This window comes from Spirobacillus cienkowskii, assembly GCF_037081835.1.
In the GTDB taxonomy this organism is placed as follows: domain Bacteria; phylum Bdellovibrionota_B; class Oligoflexia; order Silvanigrellales; family Silvanigrellaceae; genus Silvanigrella; species Silvanigrella cienkowskii.
The window spans coordinates 2,001,691-2,014,282 of the sequence record NZ_CP146516.1; the positions used below are offsets into that span (position 1 = coordinate 2,001,691).

9 protein-coding genes are annotated in these 12,592 nt (G+C 29.7%); 2 read left to right on the forward strand and 7 right to left on the reverse strand.

The window, feature by feature from the left end; all coding sequences use genetic code 11:
• Positions 1-27 precede the first annotated feature (27 nt).
• Entirely contained in the window at positions 28-849 is an 822-nt protein-coding gene (locus tag Spiro2_RS08915) for an inositol monophosphatase family protein (RefSeq protein WP_338635409.1), read from the forward strand.
• A 20-nt stretch (positions 850-869) separates the two neighbouring features.
• On the opposite strand, the gene Spiro2_RS08920 is transcribed toward Spiro2_RS08915, so the two are convergent.
• On the reverse strand, positions 870-3,476 hold the full coding sequence (locus Spiro2_RS08920; protein ID WP_338635410.1) for a PBP1A family penicillin-binding protein: 2,607 nt from the start codon (positions 3,474-3,476) through the stop codon (positions 870-872).
• Between the two features lie 178 nt (positions 3,477-3,654).
• Here Spiro2_RS08920 and Spiro2_RS08925 point away from each other — a divergent pair, with 178 nt between their 5' ends.
• Complete coding sequence (locus Spiro2_RS08925) at positions 3,655-4,563, forward strand: tetratricopeptide repeat protein (RefSeq protein WP_338635412.1); 909 nt, start codon at positions 3,655-3,657, stop codon at positions 4,561-4,563.
• A gap of 5 nt (positions 4,564-4,568) precedes the next feature.
• Here Spiro2_RS08925 and Spiro2_RS08930 read toward each other — a convergent pair whose 3' ends face one another.
• The 6 genes from Spiro2_RS08930 to Spiro2_RS08955 form a co-directional block, all read right to left on the reverse strand.
• Positions 4,569-5,345 carry an ABC-2 family transporter protein gene (locus Spiro2_RS08930; protein WP_338635414.1) on the reverse strand — a complete coding sequence of 259 codons (777 nt, stop codon included), beginning with the start codon at positions 5,343-5,345 and terminating at the stop codon, positions 4,569-4,571.
• A complete protein-coding gene (locus tag Spiro2_RS08935; protein ID WP_338635415.1) occupies positions 5,346-6,155 on the reverse strand; it encodes an ABC-2 family transporter protein in 810 nt (269 codons plus the stop codon).
• The gene (locus Spiro2_RS08940) at positions 6,142-7,167 is read right to left on the reverse strand and encodes an ATP-binding cassette domain-containing protein (protein ID WP_338635416.1); all 1,026 of its coding nucleotides are present in this window, start codon (positions 7,165-7,167) and stop codon (positions 6,142-6,144) included. Before Spiro2_RS08940 ends, Spiro2_RS08935 begins: the two co-directional genes overlap by 14 nt.
• 166 nt (positions 7,168-7,333) lie before the next feature.
• Positions 7,334-8,629 carry an ATP-grasp domain-containing protein gene (locus tag Spiro2_RS08945; protein WP_338635417.1) on the reverse strand — a complete coding sequence of 432 codons (1,296 nt, stop codon included), beginning with the start codon at positions 8,627-8,629 and terminating at the stop codon, positions 7,334-7,336.
• A gap of 24 nt (positions 8,630-8,653) precedes the next feature.
• Entirely contained in the window at positions 8,654-9,703 is a 1,050-nt protein-coding gene (locus Spiro2_RS08950; RefSeq protein WP_338635418.1) for an iron-containing redox enzyme family protein, read from the reverse strand.
• A 22-nt stretch (positions 9,704-9,725) separates the two neighbouring features.
• Positions 9,726-12,284 carry a threonine ammonia-lyase gene (locus tag Spiro2_RS08955; RefSeq protein WP_338635420.1) on the reverse strand — a complete coding sequence of 853 codons (2,559 nt, stop codon included), beginning with the start codon at positions 12,282-12,284 and terminating at the stop codon, positions 9,726-9,728.
• Positions 12,285-12,592: the final 308 nt, after the last annotated feature.

Genomic DNA, 12,592 nt, shown 5'->3' on the forward strand with positions numbered 1-12,592 from the left:
GAAAGTAATAGAAAAGGAACAGTCGACATGCCCTTAAAACAACCAGATCTCAAATTTTTGGAGCTTCTCATTCGACAAGCAGGTTCTGTAACTCTCAATTTTTTTCAAAAAAATTTTACAATTCAAGAAAAACCAAACAATCAAGGGATTGTCACCGAAGCTGATTTTAAATCCGAAAAACTGATTAAAAATCATATTCATGAACACTTTCCACATCACGACATCTTGGCAGAAGAATCGGGGCTTTCGCACTATGTTGATAACCCACAAAAAGATCGACAACCTCTTTGGATTATTGACCCTTTAGATGGAACAACAAATTTTTCTAAAGGAAACCCTTACTATTGCATTTCAATTGCCTATGGAGTTTTGGATGCACAACGGTTTGATGCTCAGCTTGGAGCCGTGTACCAACCAACAACTCAATCTCTATTTATTGCCGAAAAAGACAAAGGCGCTTATTTAAATGGCAAACAAATCATGGTTTCCCAACTTAAAAACTTTCATTCTGCAAGCATTGTAACTGGATTTAGCTCCAATAAAGGAAGCGAACTGAAGTCATTGACAGATACAATTGCCGCCATTCAAGACAAATCACTCGGTTTACGAATTAATGGCGCAGCCGCTCTCGATCTGGCGCATACAGCATGTGGTATTTTTCAGGGTTTTTATGAAAAACCCTTGGCACCATGGGACACCGCTGCTGGGGCTTTATTAATTAAAGAAGCAAAAGGTAAAGTGACAAATTTTGCGGGCAACAGTTTTTGTCCACTTTCGGATAAAGGAATTATAGCGACTAACTCTTTTTTATATGATGAATTATTTGATATTTTAAATAAATTTTATTAAATAAAACTTAAAAAATGAGATCACCCCGAATGTGGCGAAACAATCGAAGTGGATTCTTTTTTTTCTGGGGATATACTCAATTCTAAATGATTGTCTAAACCATTTTCTTTTTCTTCAAATGCATTGCGTGAATAAACTCCTCCTGGCTCAGTGCCATCAATCACAAACACAGACACCGCATCAGAGCCCGTAGACAGATCACCGCTGTCTTTGTTGATTCTAATTTCGAGAACCCCTTTAGGCCTCACCCAGTACTGAAGTGGATACACTTGAATTGCTGTTTGCATCATGCTTCGCCAAATTGGTACAGCCATGCCAGAACCGGTTCCGCCACCACCCAGAGTTTTAGAGTTGTCATCATATCCAACCCACACACCACCAACCAATTGTGATGCCACCCCAAGAAACCAGGCGTCCGTATTGCCGTTTGTTGTTCCTGTTTTGCCTCCAACATACAATGAAAGTCCTTGTGCACCTTGCCCTGTTCCATACAACACAGTAGATCGCAGCATTTGCAACGTAACATAGGCGGATTGCGGAGAAATCATCTGTAACGTTGTATCTGTTTCATTAGTCAATTCGGTTTTACCAGGTAAATACGGCGCATCTTCTGGAAATGGAGGGTTTACATTAAATGCATAAATTTTACTATTTTTTGCAGAAAAAATAACATTTCCGTTTCTATCAACGATTTCTTGAATATAATAAGCTAAACTTAATTTTCCTTGATTTGGAAACACGGTATAAGATTGAACCATCTTCAGTAAAGTTGAGGTTCCTGCGCCTAAAGCCATACTAAGATCCGAATATGGCCAATTAAAACCATAACGGCTTAAATGTTTTGTAACCTTAGTTGTACCTAACAATTGATATAAAAATACACTAGGAATATTAAAGCTTTGCGCCAACGATTGCAAAAGTGTTGTACGACCACTTTCTTTACCACCATAATTGCCTGGCTGCCATCCATCTAGATCAATTGTTGGACTATCAATTTTTGAAGCAGGACTAAATCCAGAATCAATGGCATAAGAATAATATAGCGGCTTTACGCTGCTTCCCACTTGTCTTTCGGCTTGGGTAGCTCGATTAAATTGACTTTGCAAAAACTGATCGCCCCCTACCATTGCCAACACTTCGCCGGTATGAGAGTCCATGACAAAAGCTGCGGCTTCGATGCCTAAAGAATCTGTCAAGGTATATCTTTGTAACTTATCCTTATCAGGGTTTTCAAAGTATTTAGAAAACCCTGTCATTGTTGTGAGAAATTTTTTATCTTTTAAAATTCTTTGATGCATATTTTTATTCACTCTTTTTATGTGAATTTCATCGCCAATTTTTAAAATTTTGTTGATATCAGGTTCTTCTGGCTCATTGTCTTTCTTATCATTATTTTTTTCGTTATTTTTATCATTCTTTTTATCAACCCTTACAGAATTAATTGCCCACATCATATCTTCATACAGAAGTACACCAATTCCTTTTTGCGTGACTATTCCTACAGCTCTCAGTGATTCTTCAATACCCACCACAATCGCTCTTTCATACTCTGTTTCACTAAGAGGAGATTTTGCTAATTCTTTAATTTTGTCTTTATATTTATCACCGTGTCGTTTAATTGGCCCTTTAAAACTTTTTCGATATTGATACTGCTCAGAAAAAGTTTGAACTGCATTTTTAGCTGCATTTTGTATTTTAGTATTTAGTGTTGTATAAACAGAAAGTCCACTTGTTCCAATATTATTCACTTCTAGTTGTTTTTCTAGTTGTTTTTTTACTTCTGCAACAAAATGGGGAGCTATTTTATTATTTGGTGATTCTGCTTTATAAAAAGTTAATTCTTCTTTAATTGCTGCTTCATATTGTCTGTTTGTAATCATGTCATTTTTAAGCATACGCTCTAATACATACAATTGTCTTTGCTTTGCGACTGCAAGATTTTCTGTTGGATCGTATGTTGATGGCGCTGGAGCAAGTCCAGCAATTATTGCAGATTCTGCTAACGTTAATTTAATATTTGATTTTCTAAAATAATTTTCTGATGCTGCTTCAACTCCATAAGATCCATTACCCAAATAAATTGTATTTAAATACAATTCTAAAATTTTATCTTTTGTAAAAGCCTCTTCAATTTGTCTAGCAACAATAATATCTTTAACTTTTCTGACGATTGTCCGCTCTTTAGACAACAAAACATTTTTTGCAAGTTGTTGAGTTATTGTGCTTCCACCTTGTTTTTGATTAGAAAAGGTTGCGAAATGAAACAGTGCTCTTAAAAATCCTTTTAAATCAAGGCCATGATGATTATAAAAATCTGCATCTTCTGCTGCAATAAATGCATTTTTTAAAAACGGGGACATTTCATTAATAAATACAGGATAGCGTCTTTCTTCAAAAATTTCAGCAATTTTTACTCCATCTTGGCTATAAATAACGGTTGGAATAGAAGGTTCATAGTTTGTTAATTTATCTAAACTTGGCAAAGAAACAAAAATTTTATGAAATTTATAAGCAATTAGGATAGACGATATTATAAAAATTGCAGAAATTAATATTATGTATTTTCTTAAAAACAAAGAAAATACTTTTGCATTTTTCTCTATAAATTGCTTGTACCTTTCAAACATACTCTATCCTGGAGTAAATACCTTTAAAAAGCTAAATATTAAAAGGGTTACATTTGTTTTTCGGCACTTTGGCAAAAGAGTTAAGAAAATTTCCTGGAATCCTTAGAAAAGTTGCAGTAGTCTTTGGAAATGGGGGATATCCCTATTTATAAAAAACAATTTATGAGGATTTCTATAAATGACAATCAAAAACAACACCCACGACCATCATCATCATGAAGAAAACTGCACTCACGATCACCATCATCATGGAGAAGGCTGCAATCACGAGCATCACCATCATGGAGAAGGCTGCACCCACGATCACCATCATGATGATCCAAGCAAATACACACGCCATCTCTATTCTCAGTCAGAAACTTTATCTTTTAAAAACATGGACATGGATAATCTGATTGAGTCCGTCAACAGATTATTAGAACAAGAAGAATTTGGAAAATCTGTACCAATTTTAGAAACTCTCAAAGACAAACTACAAAATCTTGTAGATACCGGGAATCAAAGCGAAGAGATTTTAAGAAATTTGACGGAAACCAATCATAATTTGGCATTATCTTATGGCATTATTGGAGAACACAACAATTCTCTACCACTTTGGAAAAGCGTCATTGAAAAACTCATTGTAGACAGTGAAATTGATGAAATTTTAGAGGCTCATTACAATGCTGCCCTGTCAGCAGAACAAGCTCGTGATCTCAATGAATTTATTGCCTACCTCAACAATGGCTTAGAAGTTGCCAAAGCCAACAATGCAGAGCTTTGGGAAGCAACGTTTGAACACGAACTCGGCGTGTATGCATTTGATAATCAAGATTACACAACAGCAACAACAAAATTCAATCGCGCCATTGAATTATCTACAAAACTTGATGACCTAGAAGGACTGGTGTCTTCTAATTTTTATCTTGGCCATACATTTGAAAATCAAAACAACTATGCGAAGGCTAAGGAACTTTACGAAAAAGCATTAAACATTGCAAAACACGAAGACATACGAGATGAAGTCACTCACGAACGCGCATTAGTAGAAGAAAGATTGTCAATTATTAATAAAACACAATTGCAAAAAAAATTACAAGACTTTTAGCCCACCTAACCTCCAAAAACCCCATAATAATGCTTAATTTTTTTAAGCATTATTATAGTTAACAACACAAAAATAATTGCTATTGGAAAAAGATAATATAAATAATAAAATTTTTTATGCTCAAAAATAAAAACAGGAATTGAAGAACTTAAAATAATTGGAAAACCAGCTAATAAACTATAAAATATTTTTGAACTATAAATAGTTGGAGGAATTAGACTTAAACCAAAAAGTTCACCATGAATATACTCAACAGGTATTTGTCTTTCAGATAACAAAACTAAAAAATTAAGAATAAAAATATAAATCAAATTTATTAATATTATAACAAATAAAACCAAAAAAAGTAAAAATAATTCATTAAATATATTTATTATATTATTTGAAAACAAATAATATAATAAATACATAAAAAATAAACTTGAAACAATAATTTTATTTGGAGAAAAAAATCTAAAAAATATTAAATACAATAACGACACTGGCGCACATAACAAAGGAGCAATTTTACCTTCAAATAATAGTTCAAAAAAATTGGAAATTGAACTTGTAAATGCCTCAATTGAAAAATAAATAAAAATGTAAAATAAAAATCCCAAATAAAAACTTTGATAACTCCACTCTTCCACTTTATTAACATAAGAAAACACAGTACTAAATATAATCAATTGAAACGAATAAAACAAAATATTACAAGCTATATCACAAAAAAAATCAATTTTATAAGTAAATTCCTTTTTAAAGTTACAAATAATTGTTTGCTTTATTATTTTTAGACTCATTTATCCACCACCAGAATTATATACATTTTTAGATAAAGCAAGTAATTTTATGATTAAAATCTTAAATAGATAATAATAAAATATGTACATTAAAGATAATGTAATAACTTTATTCATATTTGGATTAATAGCCACATCAACAACTCCAGAAACAATAAGTCTAAATGGATTATACATTAACAATGGTTGTAATACTTCTGGCCAAAATTCTATAGGTAATAATACACCACCTAAAGAAAATGTGAGAACATAAAACATAAAACCTAAAAAATTACTATTAATTAGCCAAAATGAGCAAAGACCAAATATGTATCCCATTTGAAAACAAATATACTGTGAAAAATACAAAAATAACAAAAGAGGAATTAAAAATATAAATTTACTATAAATATAAAAGGAAGGAATTAGAAAAATTAATAATAAAACTAGATAAACAATATTTTCCCCATAAAATAAATTTTTAAAATAATTAAAATGCGACTCTGGTTTTATTAAATAACTATCAAATTCTCCAGATTTTATTTGATCAGAAAATTTTTCAATCATTTTCCAAGGGTTATTCAACCTTGCAATAATCACAGATACAGTGACATATAATGCAATTTTATCAAAAGTATAATTTTGAATAAATTTTTCATTATTATTACTAAAAGCATAATTCCAAAAACACAGTTGAACTAAAATAGGCAAAGTAGTACCAATTAAACAATCAACAACTAACATTCCTCTATCAATAAACGTTTCTTTTAAACCAATATGCCAAAATTGAAGCATATATTTAATATCATAAATTACTTTATTCAAATTCATCATCATCTTCATTATTAATATTACCAGCAATATCAAACATATCAGCCAAAATCTCTTCAAACGTCATAATTCTCAATTCAAAAGAGGTAATATTATTTTCAATTAAAGAATTGACTATAATTCTCTCTAAATCTTTTGAAAATGTCATGCTATAAGTATTAACGTACTCTTTTAATACTAAATTATTTTCTGATTTTAAATTATTAAAATATTTTTGACTTATAACATCTTTTTTAACAATTATTTTTATTTTATCTTTATAAACATCTTTTATTTTTTCTGTTTTTTTAGAAAATGCTATTTCACCATCAGAAAGAATATAAATATGATCACAACAATTTTCAATATCTGATGGATCATGAGATGCCATTACAAATGAGGTTTTATTTTGGCACTTTTCATAATTAATAAATTCACGAATTTGATTTTTAGACTCTATGTCTACACCTATAGTAGGTTCATCTAAAAAAACCAATACAGGCTCGTGCAGCAAATTCATTACTAAATTAGCTTTTACTCTTTCACCCAAGCTCATAAACTTAATTTTTGAATTTAAACATTTTGTTAAATTCAAAATTTCTAATAAATAATTTAAGCGTGTTTTATAATACTTATCTTCAAGATGATAAATAACTTTATGTAAATTTAAACTATCAAATAAAGGAAGATCCCACATTAAAGAATTTTTATGGCCAAAAACAACGCCAATATTTTTTAAAAAATTAGCTTCCCTTAAATGTGGTTTTGCATTGCAAACAACAAGTTCACCACTTGAAGGAACAATCACTCCGGTCATCATTTTTATAAGGGTAGATTTTCCTGCACCATTTTTTCCTAAAACTGCAATGGTTTCTCCCTTTGCAAGACTTAGTGAGCAGTTGTTAACAATATACTTTTTTTGATAACTTCTAAAAAAATAGTCTTTAACTCTACCCAGAAACTCTACATTTTTAGGTATTTCTCTTTCAAGAACATATTTACTCAACTTATCTGCATACAGTAGACTATTCACATGATCCTCAAAAAAATTTTAATAAAATATTTACTAATAAAACAAATTTTAATTATTTAAAAATTTTTAAAATGTCAATAAATAATTTTTATTTAAAATATAAAAAGATAAAAATCTTCGCAATTCTTATTTTAATAAAATTTTATAGTATATAGAATTATGGTAATTAATAATTATTATCTTGAATTTGATTTATTAAATCATTACATGTATAAGTTGTTGGTAAAATATCAACTTTTACTTCAATATGAGAAGCTATTTCACAAGCGAGATTCATTGCTAACTCTGCCGTCTCATGAGACACAATAACAGAACCTATGACTCCTTGATTTGAGGACGCAGGCTCTACCCATTTGCCAATTTCGCCTAATATATTTACGGACTCAACATGCTCCATTTTTTTTAAATGTTCTAAATTATAGAGTCCTGCAAAATATCCTGCATATGGCATTGTCAAACGATGAATTGCGGCTCCACGAATTTTTTTAGGTTGCCAAATAATGTCTTTGCCGCAAGAGACATCAACAATTGCGTGCGCTGGATTTAATCCCGTAGCAATTTCAATCATATGACTGCCCATTTGATCACCAACCAAACGAGGGTTCATTTCCAGCACTTTGACTTTGCCATTTTCAATTTTGCAATCAATATTGATTGCCCCTACAGCAAATCCCATATGTTCAACAAGGGGAGAAATTTCTTTAAATAATAAATCTGTTTCTATAGATGATGCAGGAAAACTAGCACCAATTTTAATAAAATAGCCTTGCTCAGTTCCTGCTAACATTTTTTTAAATGCACCAATTAAAATAAGCTTACCTGAAAATGATTTTAATAAATCTAAACAAAACTCTGTACCTTGAACATAGCTTTCTAACAACACGCCGCTTTGAAAATTTTGCCCAGAAACATCAACACCCCAGTGATTGCGATCGTGAAAATATTTTTGCAAATCATGAGTATTACTAATTTTTTTTACATGTAAACTATCGTTCCCATTTATTGGTTTTGCAATAAATGGAAAACTATTATTTGTTGCAAATTTTATTGCATCTTCTAATGATAAAGCATGAAAGTATTGCGGATTTAATTCGGGTTTAAATTTTTCAATTTCATTTCTCATTTTCAATTTATTTTTTATATTTTCAACCGAATAACTAGAATTACCAGGTAAATTTAAATATTCACATAATTGAGCAGTTTGCACTACAAAAAAATCACTGGTTGTAGTAACAGCTTTAATGCTAAATTTTTGTCGCAATTTATCAGTTTCATGAATTAATTCAGAAATTTTTGTAGTATCTATCTCAACGACACTATCACAATTTTTAAAAATATTTTGCTTATAATTTAATATACTTTTACAAAATAATATTACAAAATATCCAGAATTCTTCGCATAAGCACATGCCACTTCACCTGCACCTGTTTGACTTGCTTCTACAAAAATAATGCATTCCATAAATAACCTCAATAAAAATTGAATCTAAATTTTTTTAAAAATCATATCCCAATATCGACGTGAAACAAGTTCTCGTAACAAAATTCCATCAATTATACATCTAATCTGATAAGGTTTATGTGCTTCAAATTCAGGAAGAATAATATTATTTAACCAAGATTGTGCGTGGTTAATATCCAATTCGGAATGTAGCGCATGATATTCTAAAACTTCTGAAGGAAATCCTAAGCGTTTACCAGCGTTTGCAATACAACCAAATCGAGCTGGAGTTAATGCTTCTAAAAAACTTAAATAACCAATACAGTAATGAAAATAACTTCTAAAATAAGCAAGAAACATCATGTAATTACCACACGACAACGCCTCCCAAAATAAATTTTCTTTTTGGATTTCTTTGATATCTAAAAAATTAGTGAGTTTTTCAAACATTGATAAATGAAAATTATTTAGATTACTTGATCCTAGTTCATCATTAAAATTATTAAAAAACTCCAGCTTTTGAGTTCCTCTTACACCCACTTGAGAAAATGCAATGACATCATCAAAAGAAACATGAACAGAAGCTTCAATTTTTATAAACTCTCTAAATTGCTCATATGTTGCAAAATTTTCGATGTATTCAAATAAAGGATGCGGATATTTTGAATATTTATTTAGCTTTTCTTGAAACCAAATTTTAAATTCATCAATTGTGAGAGGTTTATACGCATTTGAGATTGTATTTAAATCATTTTCCATCTGAGCATTAATAATTTTTTGCTGAATTTTAAACATTATTGGAGAAGTTTCAACACCATCATTATATAAAATATACTTTCTTGATAATATTTCATTTAAGCACAAATGAACTACAAATAAACTATGTTTGTTATTATTTTTATAAGCTTTTAAAAGCTCAACATCTAGAGTTTGTATTAATTTTGATTCAATATTACTGTCATAATCATCAATATTTTTTATATTAACAAATGCTTTTTTAAATAAATTTAAAAAAGCATTTTTACTCAATATATCATTTAATTCATAAGGATAATTCAAAGACAAACCTGCATTATTAGCAGCAAAGATAGACATCAAACTCTCCAATAATAAATTGTTAAATACTATTAGGATCAAACGATTCAAAAAAATCTTTTAGTGACAAAACAACAACTGAACTTAACTTATGCATTAAATCAACAGATTCTTCACCAACAGAAAATCGCAAAAAAGGTGGTGCATTTTCAGCCATTGCTGCTGCCGCAGAAACTCTTGTAACAGAAAATCCAAAACTGACCCCTTTAGTTAAAGGAATTTTTTTATCTTTACAATGTGTTAACAAAATTTCTATAAATGCTTCAAGGCACGATCGATGATTTAACCCTGTTTTTTTTATTGACAATGCAACAACACCTCCTCCATGCTTCCAGTAAAGTTCTTTCCAGTTCTTTGGATAAGAAACATTAATTCTATTTGATAAGTATACATTTTTTTCTATTTCATTTACTAGTATTAAAGAATTTCTCATTAAAATATGCATTCTGTTTATAAATAATTCTCGATTATATTCTGGAAACTTATTGATACTTGATTGATACATAACAGCACCAATATTTCTTCTATGAACATTTAACTTTACAGAATTTTCTTTAGAACATACAATTACTCCAGCCATTTGCAAATCTAATCCAAACTGTAAATATTTGCTGCCACTTTCATAATATAAAATATTTGGATGATTTTTTTCGGAAAATAAATGAAAGATATTTATCCCTCCAGAAATCATTGTTCCATCAATAATGAGCCATTTATTTTTCCAATTTTTAGACTTAATTTTGTCTGCAAAATATTTAAAATCAATAATATTTAATTCTGCTAGGTTTGCCATTGGATCTATAAATATCACATCGGCGTTTTTTTCTTCAATTTCACAAATGATATCATCTAAGTCCCAAGACAAACATTGAGTTACATTAACAAATGACAAACGCTCTAATTGTTCTTGCGCTTCGAAGTATATATATGGAGCGGTTACTACATTTGAATTATTATGCAAAACATTTGATATTAAAAAACTTTCTATTACTGAGTACGCAGCCTGTCCTGATGATACCAATAGTAAATCATTTTCTTCTGGTGAAAATCCTAGGCTAGATAGTAAATTAACCTCAAACTTTTTTAAACTTAAGGAACCATATCTATCATAATTTACACTTGAAGAATTATTCTCTTGCGAATCAAAAAACATAACAAATTGACTTTGTGCATTACTCGCACTGCACCATGATAAACTGCTTCTTAAAAAAGCAAATTCTTGAATAAATAATCTATAAAAATCTCTTATCTCAGATGCATTTTCATTCTCATGATAAACTTTTAAAGAATTTTCAACCATTGATTGAATTCTCTCAAATACATACTGATATGTTTTAAAATTAAAGGATAATCCTTCTAATAAAATATATTCTCTAAACCTAGCAAGTCCTTCTAATAGATTTTTAGCTTTAGCAATTGTAATAAAAAGTAGCTCAGACCAAATTTCTTTTGATTCTTTTGGTAATAAAAAATTTTTTGATAAACCTTGATCAAAATCATTTTCAAAATAATTTTTAGAAATTGTTGTATGATTTTTTTCAATTTCATTTGATAATTTATTTGATTGATGCCCTAAAATTGAGGCTATTCGAGTATTTTTTAAATCTGCAGCAAAACATTTCATTAAAGAAGTAGAAGAAATATTTCCTCCACTAATAATAACTAATATATTTCCTTTTATCCTTGTCGCATCAGGATCATAAAGTAGAGGTGCCAATGCTGTTGCTGCAGCACCTTCGATTAAAATACCCTCATTATGCAATGTTGCAATAACAGTATTTTCAATTTCTGACTCAGAAACTTCAATTTTACTGTTAATTAATGATTCTAAAATTTTACTAAATTCATTGTCTGATTCATCATGCTGAACTGCAAGTCCATCAGCAATAGTAGGAAATACTTCTTTTTGCATTGCCTTTGTAAAATCATCAGAAAAATTACGATTAAAAATTTGAGGATATGTTGCAATAATATTTGAAGAGGGAGAAAAATTTTTAAATACGGTGCCAATTCCAGTTAATAATCCACCGCCCCCCAAAGGAACTAAAACATGATCAAATACAACAGAAGACTGCTCCTGAACTTCTAAAGAAATACTTCCTTGTCCACAAATCACATCTAAATGCGAGTAGGGAGAAATATACTCTGCATTGTATATACTTGCTTGTTGTCTTGCTATTCGACAGGCATCAAATAGATTTTTACCCACAGCTTCTATCTTTACCCCCGTTTGAATCAGACGTCGAACTTTTAAATCTGAAGCATTTGATGGGATAAAAATTGTACAATCTCTCTGTAAAGCCTGAGATGCATATGATATTGCGAGTCCGTGATTCCCAGCCGAAGCAGTAAAGATTTTTTTATTTTTATCTAGTTTTAAAAGAGCATTATAAGCTCCACGAATTTTAAATGAATTTGTCGATTGATTGGATTCGAGCTTGGCCCATACAGTTCTATTTTTATGGCTCAACCAATTTATTTTAACTAGCGGAGTTTTACTAATATAATTTTTTAAAGTTACGTAATCATCATGAATTTTATGAAATAAATATTCTAAGCTTCGGTGAATCTCATTTTTCATAATAAACATCCTTGTTATGAAAATCGTAAATATTCAATTTTAGTGTTATTTAACAAATTATTTGTAATTTTTCAATAAAATTAAAAATAAAGATTAAATTTTTTATTTTATTTGTAAATGATCACTTGTCAGGCGTAGTATATAATTAATTAAACCTATTTGTCAATATTAAATAATAAGTAAATTAAATTTTTTTTCTTAATTAAAAATTGGTATGCTATCATTTATTAATTTTTTTTCGACAAAAAAACTAAATATTTTAGGATTATATCAATATAGAAAATAATTATTTGAAATTAATATTTCTT

What these genes read in the sequence shown, in the direction of transcription:
- Spiro2_RS08915 (WP_338635409.1), top strand. Translation starts at nt 28, where the DNA reads ATGCCCTTAAAACAACCAGATCTCAAATTTTTGGAGCTTCTCATTCGA.
- Spiro2_RS08920 (WP_338635410.1), bottom strand. Translation starts at nt 3,476, where the DNA reads ATGTTTGAAAGGTACAAGCAATTTATAGAGAAAAATGCAAAAGTATTT.
- Spiro2_RS08925 (WP_338635412.1), top strand. Translation starts at nt 3,655, where the DNA reads ATGACAATCAAAAACAACACCCACGACCATCATCATCATGAAGAAAAC.
- Spiro2_RS08930 (WP_338635414.1), bottom strand. Translation starts at nt 5,345, where the DNA reads ATGAGTCTAAAAATAATAAAGCAAACAATTATTTGTAACTTTAAAAAG.
- Spiro2_RS08935 (WP_338635415.1), bottom strand. Translation starts at nt 6,155, where the DNA reads ATGAATTTGAATAAAGTAATTTATGATATTAAATATATGCTTCAATTT.
- Spiro2_RS08945 (WP_338635417.1), bottom strand. Translation starts at nt 8,629, where the DNA reads ATGGAATGCATTATTTTTGTAGAAGCAAGTCAAACAGGTGCAGGTGAA.
- Spiro2_RS08950 (WP_338635418.1), bottom strand. Translation starts at nt 9,703, where the DNA reads ATGTCTATCTTTGCTGCTAATAATGCAGGTTTGTCTTTGAATTATCCT.
- Spiro2_RS08955 (WP_338635420.1), bottom strand. Translation starts at nt 12,284, where the DNA reads ATGAAAAATGAGATTCACCGAAGCTTAGAATATTTATTTCATAAAATT.